At 71.3% G+C, this 22754-nt stretch carries 12 protein-coding genes; 9 read left to right on the top strand and 3 right to left on the bottom strand.

Going from position 1 to position 22754, the window contains the following annotated elements; translation table 11 throughout:
- Positions 1–273: 273 nt before the first annotated feature.
- Positions 274–693 (bottom strand): DUF6223 family protein, encoded by a 420-nt coding sequence (locus ACWDSL_RS14655; RefSeq protein ID WP_450485256.1) that lies wholly within the window; start codon positions 691–693, stop codon positions 274–276.
- 239 nt (positions 694–932) lie between these two features.
- Between ACWDSL_RS14655 and ACWDSL_RS14650 the strand changes: the two genes are divergently transcribed.
- The 5 genes from ACWDSL_RS14650 (at position 933) to ACWDSL_RS14630 (ending at position 7888) form a co-directional block, all read left to right on the top strand.
- The gene (locus tag ACWDSL_RS14650; RefSeq protein ID WP_450485255.1) at positions 933–2069 is read left to right on the top strand and encodes a sensor histidine kinase; all 1137 of its coding nucleotides are present in this window, start codon (positions 933–935) and stop codon (positions 2067–2069) included.
- The gene (locus ACWDSL_RS14645) at positions 2066–2740 is read left to right on the top strand and encodes a response regulator (RefSeq protein ID WP_450485253.1); all 675 of its coding nucleotides are present in this window, start codon (positions 2066–2068) and stop codon (positions 2738–2740) included. The genes ACWDSL_RS14650 and ACWDSL_RS14645 overlap by 4 nt, the downstream gene beginning before the upstream one ends.
- Before the next feature lie 112 nt (positions 2741–2852).
- Positions 2853–4127: an APC family permease gene (locus ACWDSL_RS14640; RefSeq protein ID WP_450485251.1), complete on the top strand. Its 1275-nt coding sequence runs from the start codon at positions 2853–2855 to the stop codon at positions 4125–4127.
- A gap of 87 nt (positions 4128–4214) precedes the next feature.
- Positions 4215–5063: an isocitrate lyase/PEP mutase family protein gene (locus ACWDSL_RS14635; protein WP_450485249.1), complete on the top strand. Its 849-nt coding sequence runs from the start codon at positions 4215–4217 to the stop codon at positions 5061–5063.
- Between the two features lie 446 nt (positions 5064–5509).
- Positions 5510–7888 carry an L-tyrosine/L-tryptophan isonitrile synthase family protein gene (locus ACWDSL_RS14630; RefSeq protein ID WP_450485247.1) on the top strand — a complete coding sequence of 793 codons (2379 nt, stop codon included), beginning with the start codon at positions 5510–5512 and terminating at the stop codon, positions 7886–7888.
- Between the two features lie 36 nt (positions 7889–7924).
- On the opposite strand, the gene ACWDSL_RS14625 is transcribed toward ACWDSL_RS14630, so the two are convergent.
- Positions 7925–9409, bottom strand: a complete 1485-nt coding sequence (locus tag ACWDSL_RS14625) for a class I adenylate-forming enzyme family protein (protein ID WP_450485245.1) — start codon at positions 9407–9409, stop codon at positions 7925–7927.
- Positions 9410–9470: 61 nt separating this feature from the next.
- Here ACWDSL_RS14625 and ACWDSL_RS14620 point away from each other — a divergent pair, with 61 nt between their 5' ends.
- Positions 9471–10700: an MFS transporter gene (locus ACWDSL_RS14620; RefSeq protein ID WP_450485243.1), complete on the top strand. Its 1230-nt coding sequence runs from the start codon at positions 9471–9473 to the stop codon at positions 10698–10700.
- Between the two features lie 51 nt (positions 10701–10751).
- The gene (locus ACWDSL_RS14615) at positions 10752–14765 is read left to right on the top strand and encodes an SDR family NAD(P)-dependent oxidoreductase (protein ID WP_450485241.1); all 4014 of its coding nucleotides are present in this window, start codon (positions 10752–10754) and stop codon (positions 14763–14765) included.
- 74 nt (positions 14766–14839) lie between these two features.
- Here the strand turns inward: ACWDSL_RS14615 and ACWDSL_RS14610 are convergent, their stop codons facing one another.
- A complete protein-coding gene (locus tag ACWDSL_RS14610) occupies positions 14840–21469 on the bottom strand; it encodes an amino acid adenylation domain-containing protein (RefSeq protein ID WP_450485239.1) in 6630 nt (2209 codons plus the stop codon).
- 81 nt (positions 21470–21550) lie between these two features.
- On the opposite strand from ACWDSL_RS14610, the gene ACWDSL_RS14605 reads away from it, so the two are divergent.
- Both ACWDSL_RS14605 and ACWDSL_RS14600 read left to right on the top strand, forming a co-directional pair.
- Positions 21551–22309: a thioesterase II family protein gene (locus ACWDSL_RS14605; protein WP_450485237.1), complete on the top strand. Its 759-nt coding sequence runs from the start codon at positions 21551–21553 to the stop codon at positions 22307–22309.
- A 27-nt stretch (positions 22310–22336) separates the two neighbouring features.
- On the top strand, positions 22337–22573 hold the full coding sequence (locus tag ACWDSL_RS14600) for an acyl carrier protein (RefSeq protein WP_450485235.1): 237 nt from the start codon (positions 22337–22339) through the stop codon (positions 22571–22573).
- The last annotated feature ends 181 nt before the right edge of the window (positions 22574–22754 follow it).

Below are 22754 nucleotides of genomic sequence, written 5' to 3'. Positions count from 1 at the left end.
CTCCGGGGCCGTCCCGCGGACTGTGGCACGGACCGTGGGCCCCTGTGACTCCGCCGGGGCCTGTCCGCAAGCGGCGGAGGAAGCCGGCGCCAGGGTGTCCGCCCGAACCACGGCGGTCGCCGTCGGACCGTGCGCACAGCCGAGCACATGCAGGAGCGTGGCCAGCAACACCAAGAGCACCGCTCCGGTACCCGATACGGAGCGGCTGCTCGGAGAGACCGACCCAGCTCGCATGAACACAAAGGGTAGTTGATCGAGTACGTAAAGTTCTTGTCAGGAGCTGTGCCGACGGGTCAGGGCCAGCCCGCTGAGGGCGGTTCCGATCACCCCGACGATCAGGGCGACGATGGCCCCGCCCAGTCCGTTGCCGGTGCCGAGGCCACCGGAGGCGGTCGCCGCCACCAGGGCGCCGAGGGCCATGCCGATCAGTGCCCCTCCCAGGGCCATGGTGGCGCCGCGTCGCCCGGGCCCGGTGCTGATACGGCCGGTGGAGCGGGCCAGTGCCAGTCCACCGGTGACCGCGCCGGTCAGCGCCAGCAACGCCGCCACGATGGCCCCGAGCCGCCCGGCGCTCAGGGTGTACACACTGGCGACGACCGGCTGGGCCGAGGCGTCGGCGGCCGCCGGTGCGGCAAGCACGACAGCTCCGCAGAGGACCGCGGCGGCCACGGCGAACGTACGTCGGACGGACATGAGGTACTCCCTCTTCATGCTTAGTGCTTCATGCTTCATGCTTCATGCGGACGTTTCCTGATCATGTCCGTCGGACCCGCCCCCGGTCGTCCAGCAGACGAAGACAATCCGCGCTGCCGTCGACGCCGTAGCGGCTACTGCGGGCGCCGCAGGAGCCGCGGCCGTACCGCATACGCGGTAGTCGGCTGCTCGTCCGTGCGCACGAGCCGCCCGCGCGGCCATCCGGCTAGTGTTCGCGCATGAGTACAGGACGGTCCGACGCCCGGGTCGGTGTCATGGACTGGGTGCTCGCCGCCGGGGTGGCGGCGACGCTGCTGATCACCGGGCAGTCGGGACAGCACTCCCCCACGTCCCCCACGAGCTTCGACCTGCTCGGGTACGCACTGCTGGCGGCCGGCGGTCTCGCGCTGGTGGCGCGCCGCCGAGCTCCGGTTCCCGTCCTGGCCGTCACCGGGCTGTGCGCGGTGGGTTACCAGGCGGCCGGGTTCGATGTGCCTGTCGTTGCGTACCTGTTCGCGGTGTACGCGGCCGTACGGGCCGGACACCGCGCGATCACGGTGGCGGCGAGCGTGACCATGCTGGCCGCTCTCCCCCTCGCGGCTCTGGCCTCGGGCCTGCACAACACCGGCGAGGCGTTCGCGCGCGCCCGGGGCGCACTCGAACTGGCCTGGCTGATCGCGGCCGGCGCGGCCGGGGAGGCGCTGCGGCAAGCCGAGCGGCGAGCGGAGGAGGCCGAGCGCACCCGGGAGGAGACCGCGCGGCGCCGCGCCGACGAGGAGCGGCTGCGGATCGCGCGAGAGCTGCACGACTCGCTCACCCATCAGATCTCGGTCATCAAGGTGCAGGCCGAGGTCGCCGTCCATGTGGCCCGTAAGCGTGGCGAACAGGTACCGGAGGCCCTGTTGGCGATCCAGGAAGCCGGACGTGAGGCGGCCCGGGAGCTGCGCGCGACGCTGGAGGCGCTGCGCGACGACGACACGGCCCCGCCGCGCGGGCTCGACGACGTCCCGGAACTGGTGGAGCGGGCCCGTACGTTCGGCCTCGACGCGACGCTCACCATCGAGGGACAACAGCACGACATGCCGGCCGCGGTGGGCCGGACCGTCTACCGGATCGTTCAGGAGTCGCTCACCAACATCGCTCGCCACGCGAACGCCGCCACCGCGTCCGTCCGGATCGACTGCCGTCCCGACACCCTCATGGTCCACATCGACGACGACGGCAAGGCAACGCCGGACACCACCCCGACGCCCGGCGTCGGACTGCTCGGCATGCGCGAACGAGTCACCGCCCTCGGCGGCCGGCTGCGCGCCGAACCGCGTGGCGAGGGCGGCTTCACCGTCCAGGCCCACCTTCCCGTGGACCGGGCGTCGTGATCCGTGTCCTGCTGGTCGACGACCAGCCGCTCATCCGCAGCGGATTCCGCGCGCTCCTCGACCTCGAAGAGGACATCGAGGTGGTGGCCGAGGCCGCCGACGGGAAACAGGCTCTGGACCTGGCCAGGGAGCACCTGCCCGACGTCGCTCTCATCGATATCCAGATGCCCGGCGTCGACGGCATCGAGGCGACCCGGCGCATCGCCGCCGACCCGGCCCTGGCCGGGGTGCACATCGTCATCCTGACCAACTACGGCCTGGACGAATACATCCTCGACGCGCTGCGCGCCGGTGCCGCCGGATTCCTCGTCAAGGACATCGTGCCGGACGACTTCCTGCACGCCGTCCGCGTCGCGGCGCGCGGCGACGCACTGCTGGCACCGTCGATCACCCGCAAGCTGATCAACAGGTACATCACCCTGCCGCTCACCACCGGCGTCGGCACCGGCGTCGGCACCGGACTGGAGGAGCTGACCAGCCGCGAGCGCGAGGCCGTCGTGCTGGTCGCGCAGGGCCTGTCCAACGACGAGATCGCGGGCTGCATGGTGATCAGCCCGATGACGGCGAAGACCCATATCAACCGGGCCATGACCAAGCTCCGTGCCCGGGACCGGGCCCAACTCGTGGTCCTCGCTTACGAATCCGGCCTGGCAGCCCCGCGCAGCTCCTGACGTTCGCGCCCTCTCGTGCCGAGGCGGGCCTCGGGTTGTTCAGGTCGATCCCTTATCGTGCGCGCGGATCGCGGAGCATATACGCAAGCACGGCCGAAATGGAGTGACGGAGTTGAGCAGCACGCCCTCGCCCTCGTCCGGGGTACCGGACGAACTTCAGCGTCGCCTGGGAGTGTCGGACGCGGTGCTGATCGGCCTGGGCTCGATGATCGGTGCCGGAATCTTCGCCTCCCTGTCCCCGGCCGCCCGCGCGGCCGGCTCGGGTCTGCTGCTCGGCCTGGCCCTCGCCGCGGTCGTCGCCTACTGCAACGCGACCTCCTCCGCGCGGCTCGCCGCCCGCTACCCGGCCTCCGGCGGCACCTACGTCTACGGGCGGGAGAGGCTGGGTGAGTTCTGGGGCTATCTGGCCGGCTGGTCGTTCGTGGTGGGCAAGACCGCCTCGTGCGCGGCCATGGCCCTGACCGTCGGCACCTACATCTGGCCCGGCCAGGCGCACGCGGTCGCCGTGGCCGCCGTGGTGGCGCTGACCGCGGTCAACTACGCCGGGGTGCAGAAGTCCGCGCTGTTGACCCGCGTCATCGTGGCCGTCGTCCTGGCGGTGCTCGCCGCCGTCGTGGTCGCCTGCCTCACCTCCGGCACCGTGGACGCCGCCCGCCTGGACATCGGCTCGGACGCCGGCTTCGGTGGCGTGCTGCAGGCGGCCGGGCTGCTGTTCTTCGCGTTCGCCGGCTACGCCCGCATCGCCACCCTCGGCGAAGAGGTCCGCGACCCGGCCCACACCATTCCGCGCGCCATCCCGATCGCACTCGGCCTCACCCTCGTCGTCTATACCGCTGTCGCCGTCTCCGTCCTGCTCGTCCTCGGCCCCGACGGCCTGGCCGCCACCGGGGCACCGCTGACGGAGGCCGCCCGGGCGACCGGCGCCGCCTGGCTCGTCCCGGTCGTACGCATCGGCGCCGCGGTTGCCGCCCTCGGCTCCCTGCTCGCCTTGATCCTCGGCGTCTCCCGCACAACCCTGGCCATGGCCCGCGACCACCATCTGCCCCACGCCCTGGCGTCCGTGCACCCGAGGTTCAAGGTCCCCCACCGGGCCGAACTCGTCGTCGGTACGGTCGTCGCCACGGTGGCCGCGACCGCGGACGTGCGCGGAGCGATCGGTTTCTCCTCCTTCGGCGTCCTCGCCTACTACGCCGTCGCCAACGCCTCCGCATGGACCCTGAGCCCCGCTGAGGGCCGCCCGGCCCGGATCATCCCCGCGGTCGGCCTGGTCGGCTGCCTCGTACTGGCCTTCGCGCTCCCGGCGTCCTCCGTGATCTCCGGAGCCGTCGTGCTCGCTGTCGGCGCCGCCGCCTACGCCGTCCGTCGCACGATCGCTCGCCAGGAGTAGCCTCTTCCAGTCGCCCCCGGCGTAGCCACACGTTCCCGTCGGATTTCTGCCAGCCATCGCCCGAGGCCGGCTGGTTGAGTGATCCACATGACGCCGAACCACACCCTCCACCACCAGGCCCTCGCCTTTCGAGCCCGCCACGTCCCCGGACATCCGCTCGTCCTGCCGAACGCCTGGGACGCCCCGAGCGCCCGCATCATCGAGGACGCCGGGGCCGCCGCGGTGGCGACCACGAGCGCGGGGCTGGCCTGGGCCCTGGGAGCGGCGGACGGCGACCGGCTGGACCGCGACCGGGCCCTGGGCGCCGTCGCACGCATCGTCGACGCGGTCCGGGTGCCGGTGACCGCCGACATCGAAAGTGGCTACGCACGGGACTCGGCCGGTGTCGGCGACACGATCCGCGCGGTGATCGCGGCGGGCGCGGTCGGCGTGAACATCGAGGACGCGCTGTACGAGGAGGACGCGTTGTACGGGAGCGGCGAGGGCCCGCTCCGGCCGGTCGCCGAGCAGGCGGAACGCCTCGCCGCCGCCCGCGAGGCCGCAGACGAGGCAGGCGCGCCGCTGTTCGTGAACGCCCGGATCGACACCCTCCTCAGGGGCGCGGGAGGAGTGGACCTCACTCTGGAACGGGCAGCCGCCTTCCTCGCCGCGGGCGCCGACGGGATCTTCGTCCCCGGGGTTGTCGACCCGGTGACCGTGAAGGCGCTCGCCGAGGGCATCGACGCCCCGCTCAATGTGATGGCGGGCCCCGGGGCACCTCCGGTCGCCGAACTGGCCGCGCTCGGCGTCGCACGCGTGAGCATCGGATCGGGCATCACCCAGGCCGCGCATGCCCTGGTCCACCGCGCCGCGCGGGAACTGCTGGGCGCGGGGACCTACGAGTCGCTGGCCGGAGGGCTCGACTACGGCGAGCTCAACGCGCTCCTGGGCCGGTGAGGCTGCTGGATGCCTGCGTGGTGTAGAAGCACCCACTCTTGGCTACTGGTGATGATGGGGCATGGTATGAGCGTGACTGCGGCATAGGCCACAGTCCCGTTCATCCCGTGGCCGCGCCTGTTGACCGAGCGTGGGGAGGTCTTGGACCCATGGGTGACACTCTCGTCCCGACGCGGGCCGATGCAGATTCGGTGGATTCGGTCGAGCCGTTTCCGCCTCGGCCGCCGTATGCCCTGGCGCGGCGTCTGATCTGGGAAGATCCTGTGTTGCGACTGCACGTGGCTCTCCGTCCACCGGAGAGACCGACCGCCGCGATCAGCGGCGACGACGGCTGCACGACCGTGGGGCCGATCGAGGTCGTGCCGGCTCACCCCGCTTGCCACGGTGGATCGTTGGCCGTGACGGCGAGCGCCCTCAAGACCTGTCCCGGACTGCTCCGAAAGATCATGGACAGTCGTCCGGGCGGCGCCGACACGGACGATCTCGCCTTCGTCGTGGAGTATTTCGTGCGGCCCCTGGTACGGGTCTTCCGTACCGCGCTGGACAGCTACGGACTGGTGTTCGCCGACCCTCTTGGGCCCGACACGGCCTTCGAACTGCGTACGGACCTGGCGGCCACCGGCCGGGTCCTGGTCATGGACAGCCTGGCCGTCTCCGGGGCCGCCGGTCTGATGACGCGTCGCACGGCCACCCTGCGAGCGGCGCGGGAGTCGGATACCGACCTGGGCGCCCTCACCGCCTGGTCGTCGAGGAGTGCGGCAACCACCGTCCCCAGCACGCTGCATGCCCTGGCGGAGGCCTTCTCACGGGCCAGTCCGGACTCGCGTGCGGACCCGGGTGCGGCGTTCAGGGAGGTTCTCGCGGCGGAGATGCGTTATCTGCGGTCGGACACCGCACGCCTGCTCTCCGCGGACGCGAGCTGGGCCGCATGGGCACACAGCGTGCCGGAGCAGCAGGAGCGCGCCCTCGCGCACCTGCTGGCCAGGCTCCAGGATCGGGCGCGGGAGTGCCGGGTCCTCCCGGACAAGCCGCTGCCTGTGGTCCTGATCGGCCCTCTGACGGATGTTGTCGAGCGGGCCCTGCCCGGTCTGCCGCAGTTATGCCGGGACGTATGGCACGCGGGCGGGGAGACCGTCTTCCTGGCCGAGGGGCCGGGCTGCCCGGCGGCTCGTTACGCGTCGGGCCTCGCCCGGTACGGAGTGCCCGATCCGACGGTGCTGACCCCGCGCTCGGCAGACGGCGCCGGGCCCGCCGCGGCCGCGGCGGCGCTCGCCCGGTGGGATCGGCGAGCGGAAGTCGTCGCCTGCCTCGCGGTGCTGGACCCCACGGCGCGGGCTCCGGTCGGCTGGGAAGCGTTCGCGCACCAGTTCCCGAAAGCCACGCTGCTCGTGATCGGGGATGACGACCGCGCCGGATCCGGTGACGTGCCCATGCCCTCCCTGGAAATGCAGTCGCCGACCACCGCACAGATCAACACGCCTCCCGCTCCGACACTGCCGGCCGCGAGGTCGCTGTCGTCCCTGCGGCTGGATGTGCTGCGGCACAATCCGGCGATCGAACAGCACGCCGTACGGTGGAGTGGCGAGGAGACCCGGCGGTTCGTCGACCACCTGGTCGCGGCCGCCCGGCGCAATGCCGACCGCACCGCCCGCGCCGCCCGGGACACGCTGGGGCGCCGCCTGGTCGGGGCGCCGTCCGACGCCGAGCGGACCGTGCGCCTGATGCATCACATCCTGCAACGCAAACAGTTCAAGCACGGGCCCAGCTCCAACTACCCGCCCGAACTGGCGTTGCGGGAAATGCTCCCCTTCGTCCGGCGCGGCGAACCGGTCCCGATGGCCATGGTGTTCTTCCCCAACAAGTTCGCCCACAGCAAGCTCAAGGCAGTCGGCGACCTTCCCGATCTCGCCGAGCTCGCGATGCTGGTCCGCCTCCTGGAGCTCATGGAGGCCGTTCATCAGGTGTACTCCCCCGGCCTGTTCTTCTTCCTGGCGGCGGACAACCAGCACTACCGCGCCCACTCGCCCGCGAAGCTCGAGGAGGGCATGCTCACCATGAGCAGATACGCGGGAGCCGCAGGACTGTCCGGCAAAGTCGTCGAGATCGTCGCCTACGACGAACTCGCGGAACGGCATCAGGGCACCGCGTTCGTGGCAGCCCACCGGGCCCTGCGGGCCCGTATTCTGGCCGAGTACCGCGCCGCCCTGCGCGGCCTCGACATCACCTTGGGGCCGCTGCGTACGCTCCGCGAGGCGGATATGCGCGACCCGCGGGGCAACTTCGCCGATCTGTTCCGGTCGCTGGTCTTCTCCGTACGGACGCCCGGTACGCCCGGCGCCATGCCCGCCACCGGATCGTGGTGGAGCGAGGTCTACGCCGACCTGTACAACCTGGCCGAGGACTGCGCGACACCCGAAGTCATCGCGGCGCGCAAGGAGGTCCTGACCACCGCGTGGGACGACACCCTCCGGTACGTGGCCACCTGGCACGCCGACGTGCACACCGGCTACCGCTCCAAACTCGTTCCCGGTGGAGTGCAGGTGTCGCTGCGGCCCACGCCCGGCAGAATCGGTCTCAATCTGCTGGGCGGCACCGCCCTGTCGTCCGCGCACGCCACTGGTGCCATCGACACCCGGGGCGTCGTCTCCCGCGAGTTCGCGGTGGCGCTGCGGGACCAGTGCTTCGTCCCCCTGTACTCACCGCTGCTCGGTCCCGGGCAGCCGTTCGCCATGGTCCCGGTGACCGCCACCCAGGCGCGGGGTGACGGGGCCGGGGCCCGTATCGATCCGGCGTTTCTGCGCACCACGCGCCTGCGGCGGAGATGAACCGTGTTCCGGCAGGACCCGCCCGGCGCCGCCGGGTCAGCGCTCGCCGAGTTCGGCCCTGCGCACCTTGCCGCTGCTCCGGCGGGGGACGCTCGCCACGATCTGGCATGTCATGGGCACCTTGGCGTCGGACAGCCGGTCACGGCAGTACGCGTCGACGGCCGCGGTGGTGACCGGATCGGCCGGGTCGGACGGTACGACGAGCGCGTGCACCGCCTGCCCCAGGTACTCGTGCCGTCGTCCGGTGACGACGGCGTCGGCGACGCCGGGCATCTCCAGCAACACCGCCTCGACCTCGGCGGGATAGACGTTCTTCCCGCCCACGTTGATCACGTTGCTCTTGCGGTCCACGAGATAGAGGTAGCCGTCGGCGTCCAGGTGGCCGAGGTCGCCGACGGTGAGGAAACCGTCCCGCTCGGGCAGCCGCGGTCCGTCGCCGAGGTAGCTCGGCTGCCCGACACCCGGTGTCCGCATGAAGACCTCGCCGACCTCACCGGCCGGCAGCTGCCGCCCGCCGTCGTCGTAGATCCGTATCTCGCAGTCGGTCGGACGGCCGACGCTGCCCGGGCGTTTCAGCCACTCGTCGCCCCGGATCACCGTCCTGCCGACCCGCTCCTGGCTGGCGTAGATCTCATACACCCGCCCGGGATCGATCAGCTCCAGCCAGGCCCGCTTGACGTTCTCCGGGCAGGGACCCGCGCCGTGGTGCAGCGTCTCGATACTGGACAGGTCGTAGTCCCTCAGCCCCGGCACATCGAGCAGCATCCGCATCATCGCCGCCACCATCCGTACATAACTGACCCGGTGTTCCCGCACGAGCTTCAGGAACCGCGACGGGACGAACCGCTCCATGATGATGACCCGGTGGTCGAGCGCCAGGCCCTGGTACAGCGCCTGGAACCCTGTGTGGTACGGCGGCAGGACCAGCAGTTGCGTCTGACCGAGCCGCATGCCCTGCGCCTTGTCGTGCCGAGCCTCCCAGGCGCCCGGCCGGTAGGTCCACGGCCGCGGCCGCACGATCACCCGCGGCAGCCCTGTCGTACCGCCGGTCAGCGTGGCGGACCGCGGCGTGCCCTGCCGCGGGAGCGGAGTGTCGCTGTACCGGCGCTCACGCCACCACCCCGGCCGTATATCCGCCCCGTCGACGTCGCCGATCAGTACGTGTTCGCCGATCGCGGCGCCGAGGGCGGCACGCTCGGCCACCGTTCCCTGCGGATCGAGCGGCACCACCAGGCAGCCGAGTTTCCAGGCGGCGACGGTCGCCACCACATGGTCCGGACCGGCCGGCAGGGCCACCGCCACCGTTCTCCGCGAGGTGACACCGCGCTCGGCGAGGCCGCGCGCCGCGGAGTTGGTCAGCCGCTCGAGCTCGGCCCACGTCAGCTTCGACACACCGCCGTTCGGCGCCACCGACAGGACGGCGGTGGCGGCCGGGTGTTCGGCGGCCAGCTGCCCGATGCGTTCGCCGATGGTGACGGTGGGCTCGGTGGACTCCGTGGACTCCTGCTGGGGAGAAGGCATGTACGGTCCTGCCTTTTCGCTGGGTCTCGAACGCCCCGATCGCCTCATGTAGGTTGGCACCATGCCGCGGCGGCGCGACTACCGGCTGTTTCTGATCAGCCAGACGATATCGAATGTCGGATCGTCTTTCACGGCCTTCGGCCTGCCACTCCTGGTGTTCAGACTCACCGGCTCCGCGGTGAACCTCGCGCTCACCACCGTCGCCGGATTCCTGCCCTACATACTGTTCGGCCTGGTGATCGGCGCCTGGGTCGACCGGGTGGACCGGCGCCGCGCGCTGGTCGGCGCGGTGGTGGCCCGGGGGCTGACGATCGCGGTCCTGCCGGTCCTCGGCGGCCTGGACGTGCTGACGGTGTGGGCCGTGTACGCGGTCGCCTTCGTCAACACGTCTCTGGGGATCGTCTCCTCCGCGGTGGAGAGCACGGCGATCCCCAGTCTGGTGTCCCGGGACGAACTGGCGGACGCCAACGGGAAACTGCGCGCCGGTTACGCGGCGGCGCAGGTCACCGGGCCGCTTCTGGCGGGAGCGCTGATCGGCGGCGGGTTACCGGTCACCGGTGTCTTCGCCATCGACGCCGTTTCGTTCTGGCTCGCGGCGGTCCTGCTGCTGAGCATCCGCACCCGCTTCAGCGGCCACCCGCCACGGAAGGAGCGGCGCTCCGTCGCGTCCGACATCGGCACCGGACTGCGGTATGTGCTGGCCGACCCGGTGCTGCGCGGTATCGCCCTGCACGCGGCGCTGTACAACCTGATCGGCTCCACCGTCACTTCCCAGCTCGTCCTGTTCGCCCATCAGCGGCTGGGAGCCGACGACGCGCAGGTCGGCCTGTTGTTCGCCTGCGGGGCTCTGGGCACAGCCGTCGCGCTGTTCGCCTTCAGCCGCCTCGCACGCCGGGTGTCGTTCACGACGGCCACCCTGGGGGTGATGATGTGCTGGAGCGTCCTGGTGCTGGGGCTTTCGGTCAGTACCGATATCCGCCTCGGCGCGGTGTTCTGGGCGTGCGCGGCCGGGCTGCCGTCCGTCTACGCCGTCAGGACGCTGACGCTACGTCAGACCGTCGTTCCCGACCACCTTCTGGGCCGTGTGCAGACGACCGGACAGGTGCTCGCCTGGTCGGCGCAGCCCGTCGGCGCCTTCATCGGCGCCTGGCTCATCAGCGCCACCGGAAGTATCGCGGTGGTGTACGCCGGAACGGCCGTGCTCATGGCCGCCGTCACCGGCTGCTTCTGGCTGGGCCCGCTCGGAAAGGCCGTCTTACGCGAGTGGCCGAGTGACCGAGTGACCGAGTGACCGAGTGACCAGATGATGCCCCGCCGCGCCTCGAAGACAGGAGGAGAATCGTTGAACGAGCCTCATGCGCAGATGTCCGATGTTCCGGCCGAGGTGCTCGGCATGATCAGGTCGGCCGTTCAGGCGCTCCCGCAGGTGTCCGACGCGGTCGCGCTGGACTGGCGGGTCCCGCTGCCCATGCGTGGCCGGCACCTCGCCGATGTGCTGCCCGCACTATCCGGGCGAGAGCCGACGGACACGGCGGAGGGGCCGGGCGCGGACACCGCCGAAGACGCCACCGCGGCGCCCGACGAAGAAACACTGGCCGACGTCGAAAAACCGGCAGAGGACGGAACACCGGCCGAGGGCGGTGCCCGGGAACCCTCCGTCCTCGGCTCAGGCTCACTCGGCCTGCCCGTCGACCACCCTCGTACCTTGCAGGCGGCCCTGGCCAGGGCCGCGGAGGAGGCACCGGAGCGCGGGATCACCTTCCTGACCCGGCAAGGCACCAGTGTCCACGTGACCTACCCCAGGCTCCTCGCCGACGCCGAGCGCGCCCTGGCCGGGTTACGCGCGCTCGGTCTGCGCCCGGGCGACTCGGTCCTTTTCCAGTTCGACGCCAACCACTCCTTCGTGACCGCCTTCTGGGCCTGCGTCCTCGGTGGTTTCCTGCCCGCCCCGATGGCCGTGGTCCCGGACGGGGAACGGGGCTCGGGCAAGCTCCGCAACACCTGGTCGCTGCTCGGCCATCCGCTGATCCTCACCGACCTCGGCGCCGCGGAGTGGGCGGACGCCCTGTCAGGCCAGTGGCGCACAGGTGTCCGGGTGGCCGCCATCGCCGACATCATGGCCGACCGCAGGGACCGGGACTGGTTCGCGGCGAGGCCCGACACTCCCGCGCTCAACCTGCTCACGTCGGGCAGCACCGGACTGCCCAAGTGCGTACGGCACAACCACCACAGCATCGTGGCCCGCACCTGGGGAGACGCCGTGGTGAACCGGCTCACCGAGGACGACGTCACCCTCAACTGGATCGCGATGGATCATGTGATGGGCTCGGTGATGGCACACACCCGGGATGTGTTTCTGGGCTGCGCCCAGGTGAACGTCACCCCCGACATGTTCGCCGCCCGCCCCCTGAACTGGCTCGACTGGATCGACCGCTACCGCGTCACCAACATCTCGGCCCCCAACTTCGCCTTTGCCCTGGTCAACGGGTACGCCGACGAAATCGCCGAAGGCCGGTGGGACCTCAGCTCGCTGCGGGTCGTCTACAACGGCGGCGAGCCGGTGGTCAGCGGCACCGCGCACACCTTTCTCACCCTCCTCGCCCGCCACGGCCTGCGGCCCGACGCCATGATGGTCGTCTGGGGCATGTCGGAAACGGCCTCCGCGGTCACCCACGCCCCGCTGTCGCGCGACGACCGGACCCTCGGCGTGGTCGTGGTCGACCAGGATTCCCTGGGCGGGGATCTGCGGCCCGCGCGGCCGGGCTCCCCCCGGACCGTCACCTTCACCTCGGTCGGCGAGCCGGTGCCCGGGGCCCTGCTGCGCATCGTCGACGCGCACGGGGCGGTGGTGCCACACGGCCGTGTGGGCCGCCTGGAGGTGACCGGCGAGACCATGATGACCGGCTACTTCGGCAACGAGGAGGCAAACGCCGAGGCGTACACCGCCGACGGCTGGTTCCGGACCGGAGACCTGGCCTTCGTATGGGACGGCGGTCTCGTCATCGCCGGGCGGGAACGCGACCTCATCATCGTCAACGGGGCGAACTACTTCTGCCACGAGATCGAGGACGTCGTGACCTCGATCCCGGGCGTCGCACCGTCCTCGGCGGCGGCCTGCGGACTCTTCTCCCCCGACATCGGCACCGACCGCCTGCTGGTCTTCTTCGTACCCGACGTAGCCGATGTACCCGACACCACCGGGCGACCCGAACGGTCCGACGACGACGGCCTCTCACATCAAGCGGACCTCGTCCGCGCCATCACGACCGGCGTCGCCGCGCGGACCGGCCTCGCTCCGTACCGTGTCGTGCCGCTGGCCGCCGAGGAGTTCCCGCGCACCGTGTCGGGCAAGATCCAGCGCGGACAGCTCCTGGCGTCCTACACCGACGGCTCCTTCGACGAGCGCCTTCGCCGACTGGAAGTCGTCGAGGAGGGCCCGCACACCGTGCCGCCCTGGTTCTTCGCCCCGGTGTGGGAAGAGGCCCCGCTGCGCGCTGCCGCGCCCCCGGCGAAGTCCGCCAACCCCCTCGTGGTGTTTGCCGACGACCACGAGGACGGCCTCCTGGCCGGGGCCACGGCGGCGCGGACACCCGGCCCGGTGATCGTCGTCCGCCCGGCGGACGGGCCCCACGGCCTGCGCGAGGAGACGGACGGCTATCGGCTGGCCCCCGAGGACGAAGCCGGCTACCGGGCGCTGCTGGCGGCCGTCGCGCGCGAACACCCGGAAGTCGACGGGATCGTCCACGCCTGGTCGCTCACCGGTGACGTCCCGGAGGACGTCCCCGAGGGCCTGCGCCGTGGGGCGCTGTCCGTCGCGAGGCTGGTCCGAGCGCTGGCCGACAGCCCGTGGCCGACCGCCCCGCTCCTGGTGGCAACCCGGCTCCCCATCGCTCCGGAGGGGGCTTCGCCCGCGCCGGCGGCCCCGGGAGCGCTCGCCAACGGAGCGCTCACCGGGCTGGTGAGGAGCGTGGCGACCGAGCGTGGAGAGGGGGTGACCCGTCTGATCGACGTGGCCGACGACACCGGACGCGCGGCCCTGATCACGGGCATCCGCGCCGAACTCACCTCCTCCGGGGAGACGCTGACGCGCTACGCCGCCGGGCCGCGCCTGGCCGCCCGGCTCCAGCCGATCGCCGTGCCGGCCCTCTCCCGCCCCGCCGACGCGTTCCGCGAAGGCGCCATGTACGCCATCACCGGCGGCCTCGGCGGCATCGGCCAGGAGATCGCACACCACCTGGCGACCGCGTACGGCGCCAAAGTCCTGCTGCTCGGCCGCCAGGACGCCGCCGAGGCGCCCGTTCCCTCCCCGCTGCCGCCGGAGAGCAAGGGCGAGATCCGCTACGAGCGCGCCGACGTGACCGACGCCGACGCGCTCGGCGACGCGGTGGCCAGGGCCGAGCGGGCATGGCGGCAGCCGCTGGCGGGAGTACTCCACCTGGCCGGGCGGTCCCTGCGCCACCAATGGGACGACATCACCGCGCATGTGGTGGCACGCGCACCGTCCGAGGAGTACGAGCAGACCCTCGCGCCCAAGACGGCGGGCACGCTCGCGGCGGCACATCTGCTGGACGACCGGCCGGACACCTGTCTCCTGCTCTTCTCCTCGGTGAACGGCTACTTCGGCGGCACGGGCTTCGGCGCCTACGCCGCGGCCAGCAGTTTCCAGGACGCCTTCGCCACCTACTGGGCCGCCACCAGGGGCCGTGATGTGCGGTCGCTCGCCTGGAGCCAGTGGAGCGGTGTCGGCATGAACGCCGACGGGCCGATGACGGCAGCCGCGGCGGCCCGCGGATTCCGCCCGATCACACCGGCACAGGGCCTCGGCTCGCTGCTCCTGGCCTGCGCCGGCGCCGAACGTCACCTGCTGATCGGCCTGGACGCGCACAACCCGGACATCGGCCCGCTGCTGGCCGACACGGCGACCCGGCGGGCCGTTCTCCTCGGATACACAGGCGGGGCGCGGGCCGAAGACGTGCTGAAGGCCGCGACAGGTGTCGCCGGTGGCGGTGTGCCCGTCCATGTCGCCTCCGTACCGGCCCTGCCGCACACCCCGGCCGGAGAGATCGACGGCACCGCCCTGGCGCGCCTGGCGATCGGCAGCCGTGATCCCTCACGGACCCAGCCGCCGAAGGCGGGTCTTGAGACCGATATCGCCCGTGTCGTCTGCGACGTGCTGGGGCGTGGGTTCATCGGCCGGGAGGAGAGCTTCTTCGAAGTCGGCGGAAACTCGTTGTTCGCCGCACGGCTGCAGCACGAGGTCGCCCGGCGGCTGGAGCGCAGGCTGCCGCTGCGCGCGCTGTACCGACATCCGACGGTACGGGCTCTCGCCACCGCCCTGCGGGGGCAGGAGGGCTGACGCCGGAGCATCGGTGCCACGGCCCCGGCCCCGACCCCGGCTACCGGCAACGCCCCGGTCAGCCCGTGAGCCGGTCAGCCGGTCAGAATCCTGCTGAGTTCCGCGGCCGCGTCGGCGCCCAGGACCGTGAAGTGGTCGCCCGGTACCCGGCGCACCTCCACCCCGCCGTCGGCCAGAGCACCCCAGCCACCCGCCGGACCGGCCTGCGGCCGTCCCGGGCGCCGCGGCCGAAGCAGCAGGAGCGGTCCGGGGAAACGGGTGGGCCGGTGCCGCTCGGCGGCCCGTGCCGCCGCGTCGAAGACGCGCCAGTACCGGGCGATCTCCTCGTCGTCGATCTCCTGCAGCGGCACGCCGATCTCCCGCAGCCGGCTGACGATCCATCCGAGCGGGTCGTTGTCCTGGGTGCCGGCGGACCGCTGCGGTGTCGGCGGAGCCGACAGTCCTCGCTCTCGGACGAACGTGGCGACGAACTCGGCCGCCCTGTGCCCGGCCGTGGCCGCTTCGACCACCGGATAGCTGTCGATCAGCACCGGCGGCTCGACGCGCAGTCCTTCCCGAACGAGCTCGCACGCGACCCCGAACGCGACAACACCACCGAACGACCAGCCGGCCAGCCGATACGGTCCGCTCGGCCACACGCGTCGGACGACCGCCGCCTGACGGGCGGCCAGGCGCGCCAGCTCGTCCTCGGGGCTGGTGCCTTCGTCCAGGCCGGGGGCCCGCAGCCCGTACACGGCAGGCCCCGGCGGAAGGTGCCGGACCAGGTCCCGGTAGCGCAGGACTCCGCCGCCCAGCGGTGCGAAGAGGAACAGCGGCGGCTGGTCGCCGGTACCCGCGCGGAGCCGTACGACACCGTCGGGGGCCGGATCCGGGGACCGGTCCGCGCGCAGCGATCCGGCGAGCTGCTCGACCGTCGGCTCCCGCAGGAAAGCGGCCAGGGAGGGACGGCGGCCGAACGCGGTCTCGACGCGGGCCATCAGCTGTGCGGCGAGGATCGAGTGGCCGCCCAGCGCGAAGAAGTCGTCCGTCACGCCCAACGACGACACGCCGAGCAGCCGCTCCGCCAACTCCGTCAGGACGCGCTCGGTGTCGTCGCGCGGAGACACCGCGCCACGCTGTTCCGGCCGGTCGCCCGGCGCGGGCAGGCGCCGACGGTCGGTCTTGCCGTTGGGTGACAGTGGCAGCTCGTCGAGGAACACCACGGACGAGGGCACCATGGGCAGCGGCAGTCGGTGGCGCAGAAACGCGAGGAGGTCATCTGCGAGCCGGTCGGGGCTGGGGTACCTCTCCTCGGGGCCTCCGTACTCTTCCCCGAGCAGCCGGCCGGCCTCGCACTCCCGGCCCGAGTCGGTGCTCGGCCCGTCACACCCGGCGGTCCCACGCGGTCCGGCGGGCTCACGCGGTCCAGTGGCCTCACGCGAGGCGTGCGAGGCATGGACCACGCGCAGCCCGTCGGCAGCCGCCTGGCCGGTGTTGTCGTCCACGGCCACCGTGTAGCCGTGCGACCGCAGCAGTTCGAGCACGCCGGCCAGCCGACCGTCGGCATCGTCCACCTCGATCACGATCCGCCGGATCAGTGGCCAGTGCCCGTCGGCGATGCCGGCCAGCACATCCAGTTCGCCACGCTCGACATCGATCTTGAGCAGATCGATCCGGGCGATCCCCTGCTCCTCGATGACGCTCGACAAGGTGATGACGGGGCGGGTCATCCGCGTCACGTCGAGCCGCGCGTCGAGAATGTCCTGCACATCCCGTCCCGACACAGCCGGCCCGAGATCCTTCGACGCGATCGTACGCACCCGCTGCCGGTCGAGCCGGGAGTCGGCGTATCGGCCGGAGAGCATGGAGACACCGGGGTAGAAGGTGAACTCCGCGGTCCCCGGCCGGTCACCGAGCGCCGTGTCGAACACCCGCGCGTCGATGCCGTGGAGCTCGGCGTTGAGGCGCAGGATGTCGCACACCTCGGGCACGGGTTCAAAGGCGTACACCAGCGGATCGCGGCAGTCACGGTGCGCGAAGAGGCTGAACAGACCGATGTTGGCGCCGACGTCGAAGACCACCGCACGGTCCGGCAGCCGGACACCGGGCGGGGCATACGTACGGGCCGTGAAGATCTCGCCGTACATGAAGGCGGTCTCTCCGCCATGCCGGTGGAACACCGGCGTACCGTCCGGCAGCACGGTCCTGTGCTGCCTCACGGCACGGCCGGTGCGGTCCATGCTCGCCAGGCGCCGCGGCACGCCCGCCCGCCGCGGCTCGGGGACGGCGTAGGCCACCAGCCGCGGGCCGCCGGGGGTGTCCGCACACAGCGCCACGGCCGCGGCCTCCACCGCCGGGTGGGCGGTGAGCGCCGCCTCGATCTCGCCGAGTTCCATCCGGACTCCGCGCAGCTTGACCTGGTCGTCGCGGCGGCCCAGGAACTCCAGTGCCCCGTCGGGGCGGTGGCGCGCCCGGTCACCCGTCCGGAACAGCCGTCGGCCGGGGCCGGGGCGGAACGGGTCGGGCGGAAAACGGAGTTCGGTCAGGGGGTCGCGCCCGAGATAGCCACGGCCTACGCCGACACCGCCGATGCACAGCTCGCCCGGTACCCCCGCCGGCACCGGCTGCAGATGCCTGTCGACCACATAGAGCTGGGTGTTGGCGATCGGGCGGCCGATGGGCACGGTGTCCGGACGGGGGCCGCGCCGGCACCACCAGAAGGCCACATCGACCGCGGCCTCCGCCGGGCCGTACAGGTTGTACAGGTCGGCGGCGATCCTGCGCCGACACCGCTCCTGCAACCCGGGGTCCAGCGCCTCCCCGCTGCACAGCACCCGGCGCAGGGACACGGTGGCCTCCTCGACCCCGGGCCGGGCCAGAAACAGGTGGAGCATCGACGGTACGAAGTGCACCGTGGTGATCCGCTGCTCCCGGATGACCCGGGCGAGGTAGTCCGGATCGCGATGTCCGCCGGGCTCGGCCAGCACCAGCCGGGCCCCGGAGATCAGCGGCCAGAAGAACTCCCAGACACAGACGTCGAAGGTGACCGGCGTCTTCTGCAGAACGGCGTCCCCCGCGTCGAGCGGGAACTGGGCCTGCATCCAGCGCAGCCGGTTGACGATGCCCTCGTGGGTGTTGACGGCCCCGTTCGGCTTTCCGGTGGACCCGGAGGTGTACAGCACATACGCCATCCGGCGCGGCTCGACCGGCGCCCGAGGCGCCGGTGGCGCCGGTGGCCGCGGCTCCTCGGCCCGGACCGCGTCGACGACCACCACCGGCAGGTCCACGGGCAGTTCCACGGGCAGTCGACGACGCAGCGACTCGGAGGTGACCAGGACGGCGGGGGACGCGTCGCCGAGGAGCGCGGCGAGGCGTCCCGGCGGGTCGTCCGGACTCAGCGGCATGAAGGCGGCCCCGGACTTCAGCGTCGCCAGGAGCGCCGTGACGAGGTCGAAGGACCGCTCCAGGCAGACGGCCACGATGCGCTCGGCACCGGCGCCCAGGTCCCGCAGCTGCGCGGCGAGGTGATCGGCGCCGGCGTCGAGTGCGGAGTAACTGAGCGTACGGTCGCCGAAGACGACGGCCGGCGCGTCCGGGGAGCGGCGTACCTGCTCCTCCACCAGTTCGTGGAGCGCGGCGAACCCGCCGAGGTCGATATCGGTGTCGTTGAACGTCACAAGCAGTTCGTGCCGCTCCTCGGGTTCCAGAAGCTCCAGCCGGGACACCGGCCGCTCCGGGTCGGCGACGGCCGCACCGAGCAGATTCACCAGGTGCCGGGCCATACGGGCGACGGTCTTCTCGTCGAACAGGTCGGCCGCGTAGGTGAGCAGGCAGCGGGTCCGGTCCGCCTCGATACGCATATGCAGTTCCAGGTCGAACCGTGTGGCCGCGTTGGACAGGCCGAACGGCTCGGCGCGCACCGGCCCCAGGCCGATGGCGGGCACACGGTCGTCATGGAGGACCAGGGCCACCTGGGCCAGTGGGTTACGACTGGCGTCCTGCTCCACGGGGAGTTCGGCCACCAGCCGTTCAAAGGGCACGTTCCGGTGCTCATGCGCCTCCAGGAACGTGTCGCGCACACGGTGCAGCAGCTCACGGAAGGACGGATCGCCGCCGAGGTCGATCCGCATGACGACGGTATCGGCGAAGAATCCGACCAGCTGTTCCAGCTCCGACCGGGTCCGGTTGTCGACGGGCGTGGCGACGCACACATCGTCCTGGTCGCAGTAGCGGGCGAGCAGCGCGGCCCAGGCCGCGAGCATGACGAGGTACGGTGTGCCGTCCTCGTCCTCGCCGGACCGCGCCATCGCCCGGGTCAGGTCCTGGGGCAGGTTGAAGGAGTACCTTCCGCCGGTCAGGCTCTGCACTGGCGGGCGCGGTCGGTCCGTGGGCAGGTCGAGCGGTGTCAGTCCGGCCAGCAGACGCCGCCAGTGGGCGATCTCCCGCTCGGCGTCGGCACCCTGAGCCCGCTGCCGCTGCCAGGTGGCGTAGTCGGCGTACTGAAGTGGCGGTTCGGGCAGATCCGGCGATACCCCTTGGACAAAGGCGGTGTACAGGGCGGCGATCTCGCGGGCGATCAGGTTGAGGGAGACCGCGTCGCACACCGAGTGATGTATGTGCAGGACGAGCGCGTGCAGCCGCAGGGTGAAACGGAAGAGCGTGGCCCGCAGCAGCGGGCCGGACGCCAGCGGGAAGCCTTCTTCGACACGCTCCCGGGCCAGACGGACCACCGTATCGGTGATGTCCTCGTCAGTGATGTCTTCGTCGGCGGCCTGGGCCGCCCCCACCACCGGAAGAGCGATTGGTGTGGCCGACGTGGCCGACGCGACCGACTGCCAGGGGCGCCCGGACGTGTCCAGCGGGAAGGACGTCCGCAGGACCTCGTGGCGACGGACGAGTTCGTCGAGCGCGCGCCGGAGCACCACCGGATCGAGGTCGCCGACGAGCCGGAACCCGGTGCCCATGACATAGGCCGTGGTACCCGGCACCAACTGATCCAGGAACCACAGCCGTTCCTGGCCGAAGGAGAGCGGTGGCATGGCGGGCCGGGAGATGCCGGTGCGTTCGCCGCCCGCCGCTTTCGGCGCGGCCGGCAGCGCCGCCGCCAGCTTCTCGGCGGTGCGGTGCTGGAACAGCAGGCGCAGCGGCACCTCCAGGTCGAGCCGCCGGCGCAGCCGGGCGGCGACCCGGGTGGCACGCAGCGAACTGCCGCCGACATGGAAAAAGTTGTCGCCGGGGCGGATGCCGGTGACGTCGAGCACCTCCTGCCAGACGTCCAGCACCAGACGCTCCGCTGGGGTCAGCGGCCGCGCGACGGAGTCCGGCGCGGACACGGCCGTATCCGGCCGATCATCGAGGCGGCGTACGCGCGGTACGGAAGTGGCCGCCCCGCCCGATGGTGCCGCCACGCCTGACAGGGGCTGATCGGGGGACGCGACCATCGCGCCGAGAACCCTCTCGATCCGGCTCACCAGCGCCGCGATCGTGTCCCGGTCGTAGAGATCCGTGGCGTAGGCGGCCTTGCCCGAGACACCGCCATCATCCCGCTGCCACATATGCAGTTCGAGGTCGAAACGGATCGACCGCGACGAAACGCCGACCGGTTTCGCGAACACCCCCGGCTCGGTGAACCGCGCCCCCGGCGGTACGTCCTCGAACTGGAACACGACCTGGATGAGCGGATTGCGGGAGAGATCACGGTCGATGTCCAGCCCCGCGACGATCTGCTCAAACGGAAGCTCACCGTTTCCGAGCGCCCCGAGCACCGCAGACCGCACCCGCTTGAGCGCGGTCAGGGCGGGCGGGCCGCCACGGAAGTCGATGCGGAGCGGCAGCGTGTTGACGAACATGCCGATCAGCTCAGGGTGGTCGAACCGTCCCCGGCTCATCACCGGTACGCCGATGATCAGGTCGTCGGTGCCGCTGGACTGCGCCACGGCCCCGGCGAACGCCGTCAGCATCGTCATGAACATCGTCGTGCGGCCCTGCCGCGACAGTTCATGGGCTCCCTTCACCAGGGAATCCGGGAGTGAGAAGGCGTACGTCTCGCCTCGGAACCCCCGCGTCGGAGGGCGGGGCCGGTCGCCGGGCACCTCCAGCACCGCCGGGGCGCCGATCAGCGAATCCCACCAGTAGTGGAGTCGGCTCCGACGCTTCTCCTCGGTCAGTTCCTCACGTTGTCGGCGGGCGAAGTCCCAGTACTGGGTGGTGAGTTCGGGCATCGGCGCGGCGTCACCCGCGAGATGGCCGGCGTACCGTTCGGCGAGTTCGGGGGCGAAGACGCGGTCCAGGGACCACCGGTCGGCCACGATGTGATGGAACACCACATGTAACAGGTGCTCGGTCTCGTCCAGACGTGTGAGCCGGGCGCGGACGGGGAGGTCATGGGCGAGGTCGAACGGGCGCCGAGCGAGCTCGAGGTTGAGTCGTGACACTTCTGCCTGCCGCTGTGACCTCGGCAGCCCGCTCACGTCGGCCGCTTCGAAGGTCCAGCGGGACTGCGGCGGATCGACGATCAACTCGGGGCGGTCGTCGCGCTCGACGATCCTCGTACGCAGGATGGCGTGCCGGCGCACCACATCGGCGAACGCGTTCTCCAGCGCCTGTCGCCGCAGCGCCCCGCACAGCCGGTAGCCGCGCGACATGTTGTAGAAGGGGCTGTCCGGTTGGAGCCGGCAGAGGAACCACAGTGCTTCCTGGCTGAACGACAGTGGCCGCTGGTCCATTCCCACATCGTAGGCCGCCGACTACAGGACGCGGGATGCGTGGCATTACGAGAGGCCGAGGCCGTGTGATTAGCTGGGCCGGTGGCTACGTTCGCATTCGACACACCCTGCCTGGGCAGAGTTCGTCGGCCCCACGCGCACCATCGCCTGTTCTGTCTTCCCTTTCCGGGCGCCGCCGCCTCGGCGTTCCTGCCCTGGGCGGATGTGCTGCCACTGGACGTCGAGCTGTGGGCGGTGCAACTGCCGGGACGCGAGGACCGCTTCGTGGAGCCTCCGCAGACCTGCTTGGAAACGCTGGTCGACGAACTCGCCGACGCGATCGCACCGCACACGGCCGACACGCCGTTCGCACTGTTCGGCCACAGTGGCGGGGCTCTGCTCGCCTTCGAGCTCGCCCGGGCGTTGCGAGAGCGAGGACAGCCCGCGCCGACCCGCTTGTTCCTCAGCGCGGAGCCTCCCCCAGATGTGCCGCGCTCTGCCACCAAGCTCCACACCCTCGACGATGCGGAGCTCGTACAGCAGCTCCGGGCCCGGGGCGGTACTCCGCCGGAGATCGCCGAGAACGAGGAGCTGGTGGAATTGCTGCTCCCGGTGCTGCGGGCGGACTTCACGTGGTACGAGACATACGAATATCAGCCCGGGCCACAACTCGAGAGCCCGGTCACGGCGTTCGTCGGCCACGACGACCCGATCGTCGGCGCCGAGGCATTGTCAGGGTGGCGTTCCCACACGACCGGGTCTTTCGAGACCAGAGGTGTCACGGGAGGCCACTTCTTCGTACAGGACGCCATGGAGGAGATCGTTTCCCATGTGGTACGGGCACTGCGGCCGCTTTCTTAGCAGTCCACAGCGGGAGGAAGGGCCTCGATGCAGGACAGCCCCTATGAGTGCGTGCTCGACATCGTGCGTCGAGTCCTGCGCGTCGACACCCTCGACGTGCGCAAGGACTTCTTCGATCTGGCAGCGACCTCTCTGTCCATCATGCAGATCGTGAGTCTGGTCAAGCAGGAGTGCGGTGCGCCGGTGTCCATCACGGAGGCCTTTGACGCGTGTGACATCGACTCGTTCGCGAGAATGGCGGCAGAACGGTGCGGGGGCCGATAGATGATCCACACACTCGGCCCAAGTGGTCCGGTCCGGAAGTCCTTCGGGGGTTGACGGCGGAGGCAGGGGTGTTGTCCCGTCACACGAGACCTCGCCTCTGTCTCACCTGACCTTGTTCCGTTCGCATTCCGGGAACAAGGTCAGGTGAGCCTGCCCAGCCCGGCGCCGAGCGAGTGGGGTC

It is taken from the genome of Streptomyces sp. NPDC000941 (assembly GCF_053599555.1).
Note: the sequence above shows the minus strand (reverse complement) of the source record. Positions and strands in the feature narration are given on the sequence as shown.

Excerpts from the sequence above, each read along its gene's own strand:
- ACWDSL_RS14600 (WP_450485235.1), top strand. The coding sequence starts at position 22,337 with ATGCAGGACAGCCCCTATGAGTGCGTGCTCGACATCGTGCGTCGAGTC.
- ACWDSL_RS14610 (WP_450485239.1), bottom strand. The coding sequence starts at position 21,469 with ATGGACCAGCGGCCACTGTCGTTCAGCCAGGAAGCACTGTGGTTCCTC.
- ACWDSL_RS14635 (WP_450485249.1), top strand. The coding sequence starts at position 4,215 with ATGACGCCGAACCACACCCTCCACCACCAGGCCCTCGCCTTTCGAGCC.
- ACWDSL_RS14625 (WP_450485245.1), bottom strand. The coding sequence starts at position 9,409 with ATGCCTTCTCCCCAGCAGGAGTCCACGGAGTCCACCGAGCCCACCGTC.
- ACWDSL_RS14655 (WP_450485256.1), bottom strand. The coding sequence starts at position 693 with ATGTCCGTCCGACGTACGTTCGCCGTGGCCGCCGCGGTCCTCTGCGGA.
- ACWDSL_RS14650 (WP_450485255.1), top strand. The coding sequence starts at position 933 with ATGAGTACAGGACGGTCCGACGCCCGGGTCGGTGTCATGGACTGGGTG.
- ACWDSL_RS14630 (WP_450485247.1), top strand. The coding sequence starts at position 5,510 with ATGGACAGTCGTCCGGGCGGCGCCGACACGGACGATCTCGCCTTCGTC.
- ACWDSL_RS14620 (WP_450485243.1), top strand. The coding sequence starts at position 9,471 with ATGCCGCGGCGGCGCGACTACCGGCTGTTTCTGATCAGCCAGACGATA.